The organism is Pseudomonas sp. PB103 (assembly GCF_009764635.1).
GTDB lineage: Bacteria > Pseudomonadota > Gammaproteobacteria > Pseudomonadales > Pseudomonadaceae > Aquipseudomonas.
This window is the reverse complement of the sequence record NZ_RWIL01000107.1, coordinates 12344-28797: the sequence shown is the minus strand read 5'-3', so window position 1 is coordinate 28797 and position 16454 is coordinate 12344. Positions and strand designations below refer to the sequence as shown.

At 59.7% G+C, this 16454-nt stretch carries 14 protein-coding genes and 1 pseudogene; 7 read left to right on the top strand and 8 right to left on the bottom strand.

The window, feature by feature from the left end; genetic code table 11:
* Positions 1–149 precede the first annotated feature (149 nt).
* On the top strand, positions 150–899 hold the full coding sequence (locus EJA70_RS19300) for a FadR/GntR family transcriptional regulator (protein ID WP_178116918.1): 750 nt from the start codon (positions 150–152) through the stop codon (positions 897–899).
* A gap of 287 nt (positions 900–1186) precedes the next feature.
* On the opposite strand, the gene EJA70_RS19295 is transcribed toward EJA70_RS19300, so the two are convergent.
* Together EJA70_RS19295 and EJA70_RS19290 are read right to left on the bottom strand one after the other, a co-directional pair.
* Positions 1187–1375 (bottom strand): hypothetical protein, encoded by a 189-nt coding sequence (locus EJA70_RS19295; RefSeq protein WP_158832800.1) that lies wholly within the window; start codon positions 1373–1375, stop codon positions 1187–1189.
* An 11-nt stretch (positions 1376–1386) separates the two neighbouring features.
* Positions 1387–2688, bottom strand: coding sequence for a phospholipase (locus EJA70_RS19290; RefSeq protein WP_158832798.1), 1302 nt, complete (start codon positions 2686–2688; stop codon positions 1387–1389).
* Between the two features lie 233 nt (positions 2689–2921).
* On the opposite strand from EJA70_RS19290, the gene kdgD reads away from it, so the two are divergent.
* From kdgD to EJA70_RS19265, 5 genes and pseudogenes are all read left to right on the top strand, one after another.
* A complete protein-coding gene (gene kdgD, locus EJA70_RS19285) occupies positions 2922–3833 on the top strand; it encodes a 5-dehydro-4-deoxyglucarate dehydratase (RefSeq protein WP_008086619.1) in 912 nt (303 codons plus the stop codon).
* 75 nt (positions 3834–3908) lie between these two features.
* Entirely contained in the window at positions 3909–5354 is a 1446-nt protein-coding gene (locus tag EJA70_RS19280; protein ID WP_123375760.1) for an aldehyde dehydrogenase family protein, read from the top strand.
* Between the two features lie 229 nt (positions 5355–5583).
* Positions 5584–6978 (top strand): annotated as a pseudogene (locus tag EJA70_RS19275) (MFS transporter); the annotation flags it as partial.
* Positions 6979–6989: 11 nt separating this feature from the next.
* Positions 6990–8543, top strand: coding sequence for a galactarate dehydratase (gene garD, locus EJA70_RS19270; protein WP_158832796.1), 1554 nt, complete (start codon positions 6990–6992; stop codon positions 8541–8543).
* 255 nt (positions 8544–8798) lie between these two features.
* Entirely contained in the window at positions 8799–9740 is a 942-nt protein-coding gene (locus tag EJA70_RS19265; RefSeq protein WP_158832794.1) for an AEC family transporter, read from the top strand.
* Positions 9741–9823: 83 nt separating this feature from the next.
* Here the strand turns inward: EJA70_RS19265 and EJA70_RS19260 are convergent, their stop codons facing one another.
* From EJA70_RS19260 to gatC, 6 genes are all read right to left on the bottom strand, one after another.
* Complete coding sequence (locus tag EJA70_RS19260) at positions 9824–10201, bottom strand: carboxymuconolactone decarboxylase family protein (RefSeq protein WP_158832792.1); 378 nt, start codon at positions 10199–10201, stop codon at positions 9824–9826.
* Positions 10198–11259 carry a calcium/sodium antiporter gene (locus EJA70_RS19255; RefSeq protein ID WP_158832806.1) on the bottom strand — a complete coding sequence of 354 codons (1062 nt, stop codon included), beginning with the start codon at positions 11257–11259 and terminating at the stop codon, positions 10198–10200. The genes EJA70_RS19260 and EJA70_RS19255 overlap by 4 nt, the downstream gene beginning before the upstream one ends.
* 46 nt (positions 11260–11305) lie before the next feature.
* The gene (locus tag EJA70_RS19250; RefSeq protein ID WP_158832790.1) at positions 11306–11680 is read right to left on the bottom strand and encodes a septal ring lytic transglycosylase RlpA family protein; all 375 of its coding nucleotides are present in this window, start codon (positions 11678–11680) and stop codon (positions 11306–11308) included.
* A gap of 232 nt (positions 11681–11912) precedes the next feature.
* Entirely contained in the window at positions 11913–13358 is a 1446-nt protein-coding gene (gene gatB, locus EJA70_RS19245) for an Asp-tRNA(Asn)/Glu-tRNA(Gln) amidotransferase subunit GatB (RefSeq protein ID WP_008085412.1), read from the bottom strand.
* A gap of 10 nt (positions 13359–13368) precedes the next feature.
* Entirely contained in the window at positions 13369–14820 is a 1452-nt protein-coding gene (gene gatA / locus EJA70_RS19240; RefSeq protein ID WP_158832788.1) for an Asp-tRNA(Asn)/Glu-tRNA(Gln) amidotransferase subunit GatA, read from the bottom strand.
* A gap of 16 nt (positions 14821–14836) precedes the next feature.
* Positions 14837–15124: an Asp-tRNA(Asn)/Glu-tRNA(Gln) amidotransferase subunit GatC gene (gene gatC / locus EJA70_RS19235; protein WP_008085410.1), complete on the bottom strand. Its 288-nt coding sequence runs from the start codon at positions 15122–15124 to the stop codon at positions 14837–14839.
* A 211-nt stretch (positions 15125–15335) separates the two neighbouring features.
* On the opposite strand from gatC, the gene mreB reads away from it, so the two are divergent.
* Positions 15336–16373: a rod shape-determining protein MreB gene (gene mreB / locus EJA70_RS19230; RefSeq protein WP_002555108.1), complete on the top strand. Its 1038-nt coding sequence runs from the start codon at positions 15336–15338 to the stop codon at positions 16371–16373.
* Positions 16374–16454: the final 81 nt, after the last annotated feature.

Sequence of the window (16454 nt, the reverse complement as noted above, 5' to 3'; positions counted from 1 at the left end):
AAGGCTGCGATCTTTTGATTCTAAAAGGTCAAGATCAAAAGATCGCAGCCTTCGGCAGCTCCTACAGGAACGTCGTGTTGAAAGTGATCGTACAACTTGCTTGAGCTATGATGCAGCCCAAGCCGAATTTTCGAGACAAGATGCAGACCATGGAAAACCTGATCGACACCCCGCGCCTCCCACGTAAGCGCCGCAGCCTGGCCCAGGAACTGGTGACGGTGCTGAGCGAGCAGATCCGCGATGGTCTGCTCAAGCGTGGCGACAAGCTGCCGACCGAGTCGGCAATCATGGAAGCCCATGGCGTCAGCCGCACCGTGGTGCGCGAGGCGATTTCCCGTTTGCAGGCTGCAGGCCAAGTGGAAACCCGCCATGGCATCGGCACGTTTGTGCTCGACACGCCGAGCCCGAGCGGCTTCCGTATCGACCCGGCCACGGTTGTTACGTTGCGGGATGTGTTGGCGATTCTCGAACTGCGCATCAGCCTCGAAGTCGAGTCCGCCGGCCTCGCCGCGCAACGCCGCAGCCCTGAGCAACTGGCAACCATGCGCGCCGCTCTCGATGCATTGAACGACAGCGTCGCCCACGCCAGTGATGCGGTCGCGTCCGACTTCGCCTTCCACCTGGAAATCGCGCTGTCGACCGGCAACCGCTACTTCACCGACATCATGACCCACCTGGGCACCAGCATCATTCCGCGTACGCGGTTGAATTCCGCACGACTGGCACATGATGATCAGCAGCGCTACATGAATCGCCTGAGCCGTGAGCATGAGGAGATTTATGAGGCGATTGCCCGGCAGGATTCCGATGCGGCAAGGGCGGCGATGCGATTGCATCTGACTAATAGCCGCGAACGGTTGCGCCAGGCCCATGAAGAGGCGCAGGCGCAGCGGGGTTGAGCTTTCTGCTCATGCGTTGTGGGGTCTGACACACCGCTATCGCTGGCAAGCCAGCTCCCACAGGGGCATGTGTTGAAGCGGGTTTTGTGTACCACCTCAATCTGACACACCGCTATCGCTGGCAAGCCAGCTCCCACAGGGGCATGTGTTGAAGCGGGTTTTGTGTACCACCTCAATCAGTGTGAGGGCTGGCAAGCCACTTTCCACAGCGGTCATTTGTTAAGCCGTTTTTGCGCACGGCATCAATCCGTGTGGGAGCTGGCTTGCCAGCGAAGGGGCCCTTGGATTCAGCGCTGCATGATCGAGCGATCCACCCTCACTGCCAGCGTTCCTTTACCCGGCGACGCATCAAACGTCACCCTCCCGTCTTTATCCACAGTCGCTCGCGCAATCGGCTTGCCATCCGCCAGCAACTCCAGTGGCGCATTCTCAAGGGACTGTCCCGAAGCCAGTTGCACTTTCAATCTGATCGTCATCTCAGCGTCCCTCAATTTGTGTTGCCGGTGGGTTTGTAGTCCTTGAGCAGCAGGTACGTGCTCCAGCCCCACCAGTCGTCGACGGTGGCCGTGTCGTTCAGATTGTTGACGTCCTTGCGCCGCAACACCTTGCCGCCCTCGAGGCGAAACAACGGCGAAAAGTTGCCGGCCGGGGTCAGTACGGCGTTCAGATCAGGCAGGTGTTGCAGGGCCGTGAAGCCGCGCTCGTCCAATACCGTGCCGCTGGCATATGCGCTGAAGACCTCATCGGCAGATGCCTGCACCGCAAGTGTGATGGGGAATCGGGCTTCATCGAGCAAATCGAAATAGCGCTTGTCGCCATACGCGCGCCATTGCTCTCCCAGGCTGTTGCGCACCTTGAGCCCGTACTTGTTGTCCTCGTCGTGCATGAATCGCGAGATCAGCGAACCCAGATCGCCCGGTGTCACTTGTTCCGCAAGCTCCTTGCGTGGCACGCGCAGATGGCCGGAAGCGAAAAGGTCGGTCAGGAAGTGATCGGCAAAGGCGTTCATCGCATACGCCTGTTCGAGGATTTTCCGATCCTGGCTGGCGTGAGCCGTTGCCGCGTGTTGCAGCGCGGCACCGTGGCCGGCGATGTATGCCAGGATTGCCCAATGACCGAAATGGTCAGCGTTGTTGGCGGCCAGCTTCAAATAGCGCCCCAGCGGGAACAGGTCCGAGAACACGCTGCCACCGCCGGTTATCCGGTTCCACTCTTCGGACAACGTATCACCTAAGGCGGCGTAAGCTTGTTCGGCTTCTTTGCCGTCCCTGATGGCCTGCGCGACGGCATTGGCCTCTTTTTGCGCTACGTTGAGGATTTTCTCAACCTCTGCCACCGAGCTCGGTAAAACGCCCAGAGAGTTGAACGCTGCGGTAAAGCGCGACCGGCGATCAGGGCCTGTGGTGCCGTCGCAGATCGGCCGATCCGCAATACCGTAGAAGTCCCCGCCCAGTGCCAATACTTGGCCGTAGGTCAACGCCAGTCCGTTGACCAAGTGCAATTTGATATTGCTGGCGCGTTTCGGCACGTCGTCTTCGCTAAAGCGCAACAGCACATCATCGCCAATGGCCATGTGCTCAAACGTCTCGAAATAGAACGACAGGCCTTTTTTTCTCGGGGGCTTTATGGCGGTGGTTGGAAGAGGGGGCTCCGTTTTCGAATCGGCGATGTGCAACACCAGATGAGGCGTCGTGTCATTGATCGCGACACCAGTCTCAGTGAACAAATCTTCGAATCGGGCCAATAGAGGCGGATTCTCGTCCGCGTTTTGTGCTTTTAGGTCTGACATTTCTGACTCCTTGATATGCCTTGAAAGAAAATTAATACTGTTTATCTGTACAGTTTTCGTGAGCCTAGCCCAGAGATTTCCTACGTCAAGCTAAGCAGAGTCCTACCCACAGGATTGCGCCGGCGATGAAATGCAGTTGACGGTTATTTTTTAAGTTGTACGATGACCTACAACTTCGGCGAAGGCTGAACGGTTCAATCACAATAAAACGTCGCTACCAGGGTGTTCGAATAATGAATCCACAAGAACTGAAGTCCATCCTCTCTACCGGTCTGTTGTCTTTCCCGGTGACCGATTTCAACGCGCAGGGTGATTTCAACCGCGCGGGCTACATAAAGCGTCTGGAATGGCTGGCCCCATACGGCGCCTCGGCGCTGTTCGCCGCAGGTGGCACCGGTGAGTTTTTCTCCCTGGCGGCCAGCGAATATTCGGAAATCATCAAAACTGCCGTCGACACCTGTGCCACCAGCGTGCCGATCCTCGCCGGTGTTGGCGGTTCGACCCGTCAGGCCATCGAGTACGCTCAGGAAGCCGAGCGTCTGGGCGCCAAAGGTCTGTTGCTGCTGCCGCACTACCTGACCGAAGCCAGCCAGGACGGCGTTGCCGACCACGTTGAAGCCGTGTGCAAATCGGTCAACATCGGCGTGGTTGTCTACAACCGCAACGTCTGCCGCCTGACCGCGCCGCTGCTGGAACGTCTGGCCGAGCGCTGCCCGAACCTGATCGGCTACAAGGACGGTCTGGGCGATATCGAGTTGATGGTGTCGATCCGTCGCCGCCTCGGTGATCGCTTCACCTACCTGGGTGGCCTGCCGACCGCCGAAGTCTACGCCGCTGCCTACAAGGCGCTGGGCGTTCCGGTCTACTCCTCGGCGGTGTTCAACTTCATCCCGAAAACCGCGATGGACTTCTACCACGCGATCGCCCGTGAAGATCACGCCACCGTCGGCAAGATCATCGACGACTTCTTCCTGCCGTACCTCGACATCCGCAACCGCAAGGCCGGTTATGCCGTGAGCATCGTCAAGGCAGGCGCAAAAATCGCCGGTTATGACGCAGGCCCGGTGCGGGCGCCGCTGACCGATCTGACGCGCGAAGAGTATGAAATGCTCGCCGCCCTGATCGACAAGCAGGGTGCGCAGTAACACCCGATGAAACCGAGGCCGCTGAGCAATCAGCGGCTTTTTGCGTGAAGGCTTTGAGATGTGAGGGCTGCCCCTGTGACAACTGCAAAACGCTATGACAACTACATCAACGGTGAATGGGTTGCCGGTGCCGACTACTCGGCCAACATCAACCCGTCCGAACTCAGCGACACCATCGGTGACTACGCCAAGGCCGATCTGACGCAGGTACACGCCGCCATCGACGCCGCCCGCGCCGCATTCCCGGCGTACTCGACTTCGGGCATTCAGGCTCGCCACGATTCGCTGGATAAAGTCGGCACGGAAATCCTCGCCCGTCGTGAAGAACTCGGCACCTTGCTGGCGCGCGAAGAGGGCAAGACCCTGCCCGAAGCCATCGGCGAAGTGACCCGCGCCGGCAACATCTTCAAGTTCTTCGCTGGTGAATGCCTGCGCCTGTCCGGCGACTACGTGCCGTCGGTGCGTCCGGGCGTCAACGTTGAAGTGACCCGCGAAGCGCTGGGCGTGGTCGGTCTGATCACTCCGTGGAACTTCCCGATTGCGATCCCGGCGTGGAAAATCGCCCCGGCGCTGGCATACGGCAACTGCGTGGTGTTGAAACCGGCCGATCTGGTACCAGGTTGCGCTTGGGCACTGGCCGAAATCATCTCCCGCGCAGGCTTCCCGGCTGGCGTGTTCAACCTGGTGATGGGCAGCGGCCGCGTGGTTGGCGATGCGTTGGTGCAGAGCCCGAAAGTCGACGGCATCAGCTTCACCGGTTCGGTGGGCGTGGGTCGTCAGATCGCCGTTAACTGCGTGTCGCGTCAGGCGAAAGTGCAGCTGGAAATGGGCGGCAAAAACCCGCAAATCATTCTCGACGACGCCGACCTCAAACAAGCGGTCGAGCTGTCGGTGCAGAGCGCGTTCTACTCCACCGGCCAGCGTTGCACCGCTTCCAGCCGCTTGATCGTCACCGCCGGGATTCACGACAAGTTCGTTGAAGCCATGGCCGAGCGCATGAAGTCGATCAAGGTCGGCCACGCGCTGAAATCCGGTACCGACATCGGTCCAGTGGTTTCGCAAGCGCAGCTTGAACAGGATATGAAGTACATCGACATCGGCCAGTCCGAAGGTGCACGTCTGGTCAGCGGTGGCGGTCTGGTGACCTGTGACACCGAAGGCTACTTCCTCGCGCCAACGCTGTTTGCCGACAGCGAAGCGTCGATGCGCATCAGCCGTGAAGAGATTTTCGGGCCGGTGGCCAACATTGTTCGCGTGGCCGATTACGACGCGGCGCTGGCGATGGCCAACGACACCGAGTTCGGTTTGTCGGCGGGTATCGCGACGACTTCGCTGAAGTACGCCAACCACTTCAAGCGGCACTCCCAGGCCGGGATGGTCATGGTCAACCTGCCGACGGCCGGCGTCGATTATCACGTTCCGTTCGGTGGCCGTAAGGGTTCATCCTATGGCTCACGTGAGCAAGGCCGCTATGCGCAAGAGTTCTACACGGTCGTGAAGACCAGCTACATCGGCTCCTGAATGCAGCACGCGGTGTCGACCCTGACACCGCAATCCCTGTAGGAGCTGCCGCAGGCTGCGATCTTTTGATCCTGTTTTCAAGGTCAAGATCAAAAGATCGCAGCCTTCGGCAGCTCCTACAGGGAACCCGAAATACGGATACCCCGTAATACAGGGTGCACCCGAACACGGACATCCCCGTGATACAGGGAATACCCGGAATACCGGGACCAAAGAAGATTCACCCGCGCATAAAAATAATCAGTGGGAGTACCTCTACATGCAATCGTCCAAGCCGACTCACGTCCGCTATTTGATCTTGCTCATGCTGTTTCTGGTGACCACGATCAACTACGCCGACCGCGCCACGATCGCCATTGCCGGCTCCAGCCTGCAAAAAGATCTGGGCATCGACGCCGTTACCCTCGGCTATATCTTCTCTGCATTCGGTTGGGCCTACGTGGCCGGGCAAATTCCCGGTGGCTGGCTGCTCGATCGGTTCGGCTCGAAAAAAGTCTACGCCCTGAGCATTTTCACCTGGTCGCTGTTCACCGTGCTGCAAGGCTTTGTCGGTGAATTCGGCATGTCCACCGCCATCGTTGCGTTGTTCATGCTGCGCTTTTTGGTCGGCCTGGCTGAAGCGCCGTCGTTCCCTGGCAACGCGCGCATCGTTGCTGCCTGGTTCCCGACCGCTGAACGCGGCACCGCTTCGGCGATCTTCAACTCGGCGCAATACTTTGCCACCGTGTTGTTTGCACCGCTGATGGGCTGGATTGTTTACTCCTTCGGCTGGGAACATGTGTTCATTGTCATGGGCGTGTTCGGCATCGTCTTCTCGGGCATCTGGCTTAAGGTTATCCACAGCCCGCGTCAACACCCGCTGGCCAACGAAGCCGAAGTGCAGTTCATCGCCGACAACGGCGGCATGGTCGACATGGACGTCAAGCAAGGCAAAAAAGCCGACGGCCCGAAATGGGACTACATCCGTCAGTTGCTGACCAACCGCATGATGCTCGGCGTGTATCTGGGCCAGTACTGCATCAACGGCATCACCTATTTCTTCCTGACCTGGTTCCCGGTGTACCTGGTGCAAGAGCGTGGCATGACCATTCTCAAGGCCGGTTTCATCGCTTCGTTGCCGGCGATCTGCGGGTTTATCGGTGGTGTGCTTGGCGGGGTGATTTCCGATTATCTGCTGCGCAAGGGCCACTCGCTGACCTTCGCCCGCAAAGCGCCGATCATCGCCGGCTTGCTGGTTTCCAGCAGCATCGTGGCCTGCAACTATGTTGATGTGGAATGGATGGTCGTCGGCTTCATGGCCCTGGCCTTCTTCGGCAAAGGCGTTGGCGCACTCGGTTGGGCGGTGGTCTCCGACACCTCGCCAAAACAGATCGCCGGTCTGAGCGGTGGCCTGTTCAACACCTTCGGCAACATCGCTTCGATCACCACGCCGATCGTGATTGGCTACATCATCAGCTCCACCGGTTCGTTCAAATGGGCGCTGGTGTTCGTCGGTGCCAACGCACTGGTGGCGGTGTTCAGCTACCTGGTCATCGTTGGCCCGATCAAACGTGTGGTACTCAAAGAGCCGCCAACCAACGGCGGTATTGAAGCCACCGGCAAATTGTCTCAAGCGCATTCCTGAGGAGCGGCGTCATGCAGTTGATTGAACATTCCGACTCGCCACGCCACATCCGCCTGCACGAGCGGGATAACGTAGTGGTAGTGGTCAACGATCAGGGCGCACCGGCCGGCACTGAATTTGCCGATGGTCTGGTGACCGTGGAATTCGTGCCGCAGAGCCACAAGGTTACGCTCGAAGATATTCCTGAGGGCGGCCAGGTGATTCGCTACGGTCAGGTGATCGGCTACGCGTTGCAGCCGATCCGCCGGGGCAGTTGGGTCAAGGAAGATCAACTGCGCATGCCGACCGCGCCGCCGCTGGACAGCTTGCCGCTGTCTACCGACGTGCCGGATGCGCAGGCACCGCTGGAAGGTTTTACCTTCGAGGGTTATCGCAACGCTGACGGTACCGTCGGCACGCGCAATATTCTCGGCATCACCACCACGGTGCAGTGCGTCACCGGCGTGCTCGATCACGCGGTAAAACGCATCAAGGAAGAGTTGCTGCCGAAGTACCCGCACGTCGATGACGTGGTGGCGCTGACCCACAGTTACGGCTGCGGCGTGGCGATTACCGCCACCGACGCTTACATCCCGATTCGCACCGTGCGCAATCTGGCGCGCAACCCGAACCTGGGTGGCGAAGCTTTGGTGATCAGCCTGGGCTGCGAGAAATTGCAGGCCGGGCAGGTGATGCACGAGGACGATGCCTCGGTCGATCTCAGCGATCCGTGGCTGTATCGCTTGCAGGATTCCAGTCACGGTTTTACCGAGATGATCGAGCAGATCATGCAACTGGCCGAGGTGCGCCTGAAGAAACTCGACCAGCGCCGCCGCGAAACCGTGCCGGCGTCCGAGTTGATCCTGGGTATGCAGTGCGGCGGCAGCGATGCGTTTTCCGGGATCACCGCCAACCCGGCGTTGGGTTATGCCTCGGACTTGTTGTTGCGCGCGGGGGCGACGGTGATGTTTTCCGAAGTCACCGAAGTGCGTGATGCGATTTACCTGCTGACCTCTCGTGCCGAAACCAAAACCGTCGCCGAAGAACTGGTGCGCGAAATGGACTGGTACGACCGTTATCTGGCCAAAGGTGAAGCGGATCGCAGCGCCAACACCACGCCGGGCAACAAGAAGGGCGGGTTGTCGAACATCGTCGAGAAGTCGCTGGGATCGATCGTCAAATCCGGCAGCAGCGCGATCAATGGCGTGCTCGGCCCGGGCGAACGTTTCAAGCAGAAGGGGCTGATTTTCTGTGCGACGCCGGCGAGTGATTTTGTTTGCGGCACGTTGCAGTTGGCGGCGGGAATGAACCTGCATGTGTTCACTACCGGGCGTGGCACGCCGTATGGGTTGGCGATGGCGCCAGTGGTGAAGGTCTCGACGCGTACGGAATTGGCGCAGCGCTGGCCGGACCTGATCGATATCGACGCCGGGCGGATTGCTACCGGGCGTGCGACCATCGAGGAATTGGGCTGGGAGTTGTTTCACTACTATCTGGATGTGGCGAGCGGCAAGCAGCAGACGTGGGCGGAGAAGCACAAGTTGCATAATGACATTACGTTGTTTAACCCGGCGCCGATTACCTGATGGTTTTTTGGGGGGGAGCAAAAGCTACCCTCACCCCAGCCCTCTCCCGGAGGGAGAGGGGGCCGACCGAGTTGTCTTGCGCAATACATCGACCTGAAATACCGAGTTGATTATGGATTCAACGAAGTCATTTCAGGTCGGCGGATTTTTTGAATATCCCCCGGTCAGTCCCCTCTCCCTCCGGGAGAGGGCTAGGGTGAGGGGCTTTTGCTTTATCATTGCCACCTAACGACGCTCACCCAAGGCTCCCTCGGCATGCTGGCAATCTTCCTCGAAACCCTGAACATCACCGCGCCGGTGTTTGCCATGCTGTTTCTCGGTGTGCTGCTCAAGCGCATCAACTGGATCAACGACAACTTCATCCACACCGCCTCCTCGCTGGTGTTCAACGTGACCATGCCGGCGCTGCTGTTCCTCGGCATTCTGCACGCCGATCTGCACGCCGCGTTGCAGCCGTCCCTGCTGATCTACTTTTCCCTGGCCACGCTGGTGAGCTTTGCTCTGGCCTGGGGCTGGGCGATTTTCAAATGCCCGCGTGAAGATCGCGGTATCTACACCCAAGGTGCGTTTCGCGGTAACAACGGCGTGATCGGTCTGGCACTGGCGGCGAGCATGTACGGCGATTACGGGATTTCCCTCGGGGCGATTCTCGCGGCGCTGGTGATCCTGTTCTACAACACGCTGTCGACGATTGTGCTGGCGGTGTACAGCCCGGTGATCAAGTCCGATCCGTGGAGCATCTGCAAAAGCGTATTCAGCAATCCGCTGATCATCAGCGTGATTGCGGCGGCGCCGTTTGCCTATTTCAAGATCGGTTTGCCGGGGTGGCTGGAGACCTCAGGTCAGTATCTGGCGCAAACCACCTTGCCGCTGGCGCTGATTTGCATCGGCGGCACGCTATCGCTGGCGGCGCTGCGCAAGAGCGGCAACATGGCGCTGAGTTCGAGCCTGGTGAAGATGGTTGGTTTGCCAGTGCTGGCGACGCTGGGGGCGTGGTTGTGGGGCTTTCGTGGGGCGGAGTTGGGGATTCTGTTTCTGTATTTCGGTAGCCCGACGGCGGCGGCAAGTTTCGTCATGGCCAGGGCGGCGCAGGGCAATCATGAGCTGGCGGCGGCGATTATCGTGATGACCACGTTGATGGCGGCGATTACCACGAATGTCGGGATCTTTGTTTTGCAGTGGGGTGGGTGGATCTAAAGGGCAAGGTCAAAAGATCGCAGCCTGCGGCAGCTCCTACATGGCATACGTCCCCTGTAGGAGCTGCCGAAGGCTGCGATCTTTCAGCTCTTTTCGTAGCTGTCGATCACTTCCTGCGCCGCGCGAAACGCATCAATCGCCGCCGGCACGCCGGCATACACTGCGCAATGCAGCAGCGCCTCGCGAATCTCGTCCACCGTGCAGCCGTTGTTCAGCGCACCACGCACATGGCCCTTCAGCTCTTGCGGGCATTTCAACGCCGTCAGCGCGGCGAGGGTGATCAGGCTGCGCGTCTTCAGTGGCAAACCTTCACGGTTCCACACACCGCCCCACGCGTGTTCATTGACGAAATCCTGCAACGGCTGGGTGAAGTCAGTGGCGTTGCCCAGCGCGCGATCAACAAACGCATCGCCCATTACCTGGCGGCGCACATCTACCCCGGACTTCTTCGATTCGGTCATGGCTTATCACTCTTGTGGTGTTGGCGGCGCCAGGCGCGGATAGACGTGAACAACAGATACGCCAACAGCGGCGGCAGAACATAAAACAGCATCAAGCGCTCCAGCTTGCCGGCCAGTGGCATGCCGGTGGTGAATGACACCACGTGCAGCCCGTAAACCAGATACAAACCGAGCAGCAACAGACCTTCGGCACGGGTCACGCGGTAGCCCGAATAGAACACCGGCAGGCACAGTGCGGCGACACCGAGCATTACCGGCAGGTCGAAATCCAATGCGTTGGGCGACACCGACAATGGCGTCGGCGCGATCAAAGCCGTGAGGCCGAGTACGCCGAGCAGGTTGAACAGGTTGGCGCCGATCACGTTGCCCACAGCGATGTCGCGTTGCCCGCGCAATGCCGCGATCAGCGAGGTCGCCAGCTCCGGCAACGAGGTGCCGACGGCGACCACGGTCAGGCCGATCACCCGTTCGGAGAAACCCAGGTCCGTCGCCACGACAACCGCAGCGCCGAGCAGCAAATGCCCGGCGAACACCAGCATCGCCAGCCCGGCAATGATCATCAGCGAGCTGCCAATCCAGGAGGCTTGCGCGGTGTCCGTCTGTTCAGAGTGCGGTCGCGTCGAGTGGCGTGACTGACGCAACAGCAAGCCCAGATACAGCGCCAGAGCGGCCAGCAGCAGAATGCCGTCGAAGCGTCCGATCTCTTCGTTCCACGCCAACACGAACACCAGCAGGCTGGCGCCGATCATCAGCGGAATATCGAGGCGCACCAGTTGCCGCGAGACACGCAATGGAATGATCAGGGCCGACAGGCCAAGTGTCACAAGGATGTTGAAGATGCTGCTGCCGACCACGCTGCCGACGGCGATGTCGGGGTTATGCGCCAGCGCCGCTTGCACGCTGACCGCCATCTGCGGCGCGCTGCTGCCGAGGGCAACAATTGTCAGACCGATGATCAGTGGCCGCACATGTAGACGTTCGGCCAGACGCACCGCTGCGCGCACCATCAATTCGGCACCGAAGATCAGCAGGCACAACCCGGCGAGCAGTTCGATCACGCTGATCAGCGGCAAATCGGTCAGTCCGAAAATGGTCAGTGCTCCATCAGTCGTCGAGGGCCTGCACGCGAACCCGCGCGGTGCCGCTGCTGAGCATACCGAGTTGTTTGGCGGCTTCGCGTGAAACATCAATCAAGCGTCCGCGCGTATGCGGGCCGCGGTCGTTGATGCGTACCACTACGGATTCGTTGTTTTTCAGGTTGGTGACCTTCACCCGCGTGCCGAAGGGTAGCTGGCGGTGGGCGGCGGTCAGGGAATTCTGGTTGAACGCCTCGCCACTGGCGGTGCGTTTACCGTGGTGCTTGGCACCGTAATAGGAGGCGACGCCGGTCTGGTCGTAACCGTGCGGGTCGATGATGTCGCTGCTGGCGCAACCGGCCAGCAAAGAGAGCAGGGCGCAGGCGCCGAGCAGACGTTTCATTCAAAGGCTCCACAAAACAAATGTGGAAACAACCCTGTATGGAGATGAGCTCTTGTGGCGAGGGGATTTATCCCCGATGGGGCGCGCAGCGCCCCCAGATTCCGAATACACAAGAATTGGGACTGCTGCGCAGCCCATCGGGGATAAATCCCCTCACCACAAAACCCCTCCAGCCAAAGAGGATTATTCCCACAGGGGGTGGAGCCAGGCTTAAGATCTGGCTCCATTTGCATCAGCCTTCGAGCTTGCTTTTCAGCAGTTCGTTCACTTGCTGCGGGTTGGCTTTGCCTTTCGACGCTTTCATCGCCTGACCCACGAAGAAGCCGAACATCTTGCCGCGTTTGGCTTCATCAGCCGCACGATACTGTTCAACTTGCTCGGCGTTGGCCGCGAGCATTTCGTCGAGCACGGCCGAGATTGCGCCGCTGTCGGTCACCTGCTTCAGGCCGCGTTTTTCGATGATTTCGTCCGCACTGCCTTCACCGTTGGCCATCGCTTCAAACACAACCTTGGCGATTTTGCCGGAGATGGTGTTGTCCTTGATGCGCAGCAGCATGCCGCCCAACAGTTCCGCCGACACCGGCGACTCGTCGATGTCCAGGCCTTGTTTGTTGAGCAGGCTGCCCAACTCGACCATTACCCAGTTCGCCGCCAGTTTGGCATCACCGCCAATGCTCGCGACTTTCTCGAAGTAATCGGCTTGCTCGCGGCTGGTGGCCAGCACGCTGGCGTCGTAGACCGACAGACCGAATTGCTCCTGGAAGCGCTCGCGTTTCTGCGGTGGCAGTTCCGGCAGGGTGGCGCGCACCTCGCCGAGGAACGACTCTTCGATGACCACCGGCAACAGGTCCGGATCGGGGAAGTAACGGTAGTCGTTGGCTTCCTCTTTCGAACGCATCGGACGGGTTTCGTCCTTGTTCGGATCGTACAGACGGGTCTGCTGGATCACTTTGCCGCCGTCTTCGATCAGTTCGATCTGACGCTGGATCTCGGAGTTGATCGCCTTCTCGATGAAGCGGAACGAGTTGACGTTCTTGATCTCGCAACGCGTGCCGAATTCAACCTGGCCTTTCGGACGGATCGACACGTTGCAGTCGCAACGCAGCGAGCCTTCGGCCATGTTGCCGTCGCAGATGCCCAGATAACGTACCAGCGCGTGGATCGCCTTGACGTAAGCCACGGCTTCCTTGGCGCTGCGCATGTCCGGCTCGGAAACGATTTCCAGCAGCGGCGTGCCGGCACGGTTCAGGTCGATGCCGGTGGCACCGTTGAATTCTTCGTGCAGGCTCTTGCCGGCGTCTTCTTCCAGGTGCGCGCGGGTGATGCCGACACGTTTGACGGTGCCGTCTTCCAGGGCGATGTCCAGGTGGCCTTTGCCAACGATCGGCAATTCCATCTGGCTGATCTGGTAGCCCTTCGGCAAGTCCGGGTAGAAGTAGTTTTTACGGGCGAACACGTTGTGCTGACCGATCTCGGCGTCAATCGCCAGACCGAACATCACTGCCATGCGCACCGCTTCCTGGTTCAGCACCGGCAACACGCCAGGCATGCCCAGATCGATCAGGCTGGCCTGAGTGTTCGGCTCCGAACCGAATGTGGTGGAACTACCGGAAAAGATTTTCGACCGGGTGGTGAGCTGGGTGTGAATCTCCAGCCCGATCACGACTTCCCATTGCATGTGTGTCTCCTCAGAAGCCGGTTGGGGTGCGGGTGTGCCAGTCAGTGTTGAGCTGATACTGGTGGGCAACGTTCAACAGGCGACCTTCCTGGAAATACGGCGCGAGCAGCTGCACGCCAACCGGCAGACCGTCGACAAAACCGGCCGGCATCGACAGGCCCGGCAGGCCCGCGAGGTTGGCGGTGATGGTGTAGACGTCTTCCAGATAAGCAGCAACCGGGTCGCTGTTCTTGGCGCCGAGTTTCCAGGCCGGGTTCGGCGTGGTTGGGCCGAGGATGATGTCGACTTCATTAAAGGCAGCCATGAAGTCGTTCTTCACCAGACGACGGATCTTCTGCGCTTTCAGGTAGTAGGCGTCGTAGTAACCGGCGGACAGCGCGTACGCGCCGACCATGATCCGGCGCTGCACTTCCGGGCCGAAGCCTTCGCCACGGGAGCGCTTGTACAGATCGATCAGGTCTTTCGGTTGCTCGCAGCGATGGCCGAAACGCACGCCGTCGAAACGCGACAGGTTGGAAGAGGCTTCTGCCGGCGCGATCACGTAGTACGCCGGAATCGCGTGCTGCATGTTCGGCAGGCTGATTTCCTTGATCACGGCACCGAGCTTCTGCAGCTCTTTAATGCTGTTCTGGATCAGCTCGGCGATGCGCGGGTCGAGACCGGCGCTGAAGTATTCCTTCGGCACGCCGATGCGCAGGCCTTGCAGCGATTCGCCCAGACTTGCGGAGTAATCCGGAACCGGCTCATCGATGCTGGTCGAGTCGTTCTGATCGAAGCCAGCCATACCTTGCAACAAAATTGCGCAGTCTTCGGCCGTGCGCGCCAACGGGCCGCCCTGATCGAGGCTGGAGGCGTAAGCGATCATGCCCCAGCGCGAAACACGACCGTACGTCGGTTTCAGGCCGGTGAGGTTGGTGAAGGCCGCCGGCTGACGAATCGAGCCGCCAGTGTCGGTGGCCGTCGCCGCTGGCAACAGACGCGCGGCAACTGCCGCCGCCGAACCGCCGGACGAACCGCCCGGCACGTGTTCCAGGTTCCACGGGTTTTTCACCGCGCCGTACCAGCTCGACTCGTTGGCCGAACCCATGGCGAATTCGTCCATGTTGGTTTTGCCCAGGGTCACGGCGCCGGCAGCGGCCAGTTTCGCGACCACGGTGGCATCGTACGGGGCTTTGAAGTTGTCGAGCATCTTCGAGCCGCAGCTGGTGCGAATGCCCTGGGTGCAGAACAGGTCTTTGTGAGCGATGGGCGCGCCGAGCAGGGCGCCGCTCTCACCGTTGGCGCGGCGTGCATCGGCGGCTTTCGCCTGCTCGAGGGCCAGCGCTTCGGTGAGGCTGATGAAACTGTTGAGCTGCGGATCGAGCTGGGTGATACGCGCCAGCAGGACTTTGGTCAGCTCTTCGGAGGAAAACTTTTTATCGGCGAGACCGCGGGCGATCTCGGCCAGAGTCATTTGATGCATTGCAGGCTCTTTCCCTTTAGTCGATGACTTTCGGAACCAGATACAGGCCGTTTTCGACCGCTGGTGCGATGGACTGGTAGGCCTCGCGGTGATTGCTCTCGGTCACGATGTCGGCGCGCAGGCGCTGACTGGCTTCCAGCGGGTGGGCCAGAGGCTCGATTCCGTCGGTATTAACAGCCTGCATTTCGTCGACCAGACCGAGAATGCTGTTGAGAGCGGAAGTAATGTGTGGAAGATCGGCATCATTGAGGCCAAGGCAGGCCAGATGAGCGATTTTTTCCACGTCGGAGCGTTCTAGCGCCATCGGGATTCTCCTGTGGAAAACAGAACGGACGGCGTCCGTGTGTTAGATTGTCGGAACACTACCGCACTTCTACGGTCATAAGGCCGCGATTGTGGGGCTTGGTGCACAGAAAAGCGGCCAATTTAACATATTGGCGCCTTGCCCAAAATCCCTGTCGTTGTTAGAGTTTGCCGCACTTTTTTACCCACGCGTTGCCTAGGGTCCCTTTCCCATGTTCAAGAAACTGCGTGGCATGTTTTCCAGCGATCTTTCCATTGACCTGGGCACTGCCAACACCCTTATTTACGTGCGCGAGCGCGGTATCGTCCTGAATGAGCCATCGGTTGTGGCCATTCGGACACACGGTAATCAGAAAAGTGTCGTTGCTGTCGGCACCGAGGCCAAGCGCATGCTCGGCCGTACGCCGGGCAACATTGCTGCCATTCGTCCGATGAAGGACGGCGTGATCGCCGACTTCAGCGTCTGCGAAAAGATGCTGCAATACTTTATTAACAAGGTTCACGAAAACAGCTTTCTGCAGCCTAGCCCTCGTGTGCTGATCTGCGTTCCATGCAAATCCACTCAGGTTGAGCGTCGAGCCATCCGTGAATCGGCCCTCGGTGCCGGTGCGCGTGAAGTGTTCCTGATCGAAGAGCCAATGGCGGCTGCGATCGGTGCCGGCCTGCCGGTAGAAGAAGCACGCGGCTCGATGGTCGTGGATATCGGTGGTGGTACCACTGAAATCGCGCTGATCTCCCTGAACGGTGTGGTTTACGCCGAATCCGTGCGTGTTGGCGGCGACCGCTTCGACGAAGCGATCATCACCTACGTGCGTCGTAACTACGGCAGCCTGATCGGTGAATCCACCGCCGAGCGCATCAAGCAGGAAATCGGCACGGCCTACCCGGGCGGCGAAGTTCGCGAAGTCGACGTTCGCGGTCGCAACCTGGCCGAAGGCGTTCCACGCGCATTCACCCTGAACTCCAATGAAGTGCTGGAAGCTCTGCAAGAGTCCCTGGCAACCATCGTTCAGGCTGTGAAAAGCGCCCTGGAGCAATCGCCGCCGGAACTGGCTTCCGACATCGCCGAGCGTGGCCTGGTGCTGACCGGTGGTGGCGCGCTGCTGCGTGACCTCGACAAGTTGCTGGCCCAGGAAACCGGTCTGCCGGTGATCGTTGCCGAAGATCCGCTGACCTGTGTGGCTCGCGGCGGTGGCCGTGCATTGGAAATGATGGATAAACACACCATGGACCTGCTCTCGAGCGAATAAGTCGCCGATTGCAATACGTGGGTGAGCGCGCAGGCAGCACTTTGCAGTGCTGCCTGTTGGCGTTTATCTTCTGTCAGTCTT

Excerpts from the sequence above, each read along its gene's own strand:
- EJA70_RS19300 (WP_178116918.1), top strand. The coding sequence starts at position 150 with ATGGAAAACCTGATCGACACCCCGCGCCTCCCACGTAAGCGCCGCAGC.
- EJA70_RS19295 (WP_158832800.1), bottom strand. The coding sequence starts at position 1,375 with ATGACGATCAGATTGAAAGTGCAACTGGCTTCGGGACAGTCCCTTGAG.
- EJA70_RS19290 (WP_158832798.1), bottom strand. The coding sequence starts at position 2,688 with ATGTCAGACCTAAAAGCACAAAACGCGGACGAGAATCCGCCTCTATTG.
- kdgD (WP_008086619.1), top strand. The coding sequence starts at position 2,922 with ATGAATCCACAAGAACTGAAGTCCATCCTCTCTACCGGTCTGTTGTCT.
- garD (WP_158832796.1), top strand. The coding sequence starts at position 6,990 with ATGCAGTTGATTGAACATTCCGACTCGCCACGCCACATCCGCCTGCAC.
- EJA70_RS19265 (WP_158832794.1), top strand. The coding sequence starts at position 8,799 with ATGCTGGCAATCTTCCTCGAAACCCTGAACATCACCGCGCCGGTGTTT.
- EJA70_RS19260 (WP_158832792.1), bottom strand. The coding sequence starts at position 10,201 with ATGACCGAATCGAAGAAGTCCGGGGTAGATGTGCGCCGCCAGGTAATG.
- EJA70_RS19250 (WP_158832790.1), bottom strand. The coding sequence starts at position 11,680 with ATGAAACGTCTGCTCGGCGCCTGCGCCCTGCTCTCTTTGCTGGCCGGT.
- gatB (WP_008085412.1), bottom strand. The coding sequence starts at position 13,358 with ATGCAATGGGAAGTCGTGATCGGGCTGGAGATTCACACCCAGCTCACC.
- gatA (WP_158832788.1), bottom strand. The coding sequence starts at position 14,820 with ATGCATCAAATGACTCTGGCCGAGATCGCCCGCGGTCTCGCCGATAAA.
- gatC (WP_008085410.1), bottom strand. The coding sequence starts at position 15,124 with ATGGCGCTAGAACGCTCCGACGTGGAAAAAATCGCTCATCTGGCCTGC.
- mreB (WP_002555108.1), top strand. The coding sequence starts at position 15,336 with ATGTTCAAGAAACTGCGTGGCATGTTTTCCAGCGATCTTTCCATTGAC.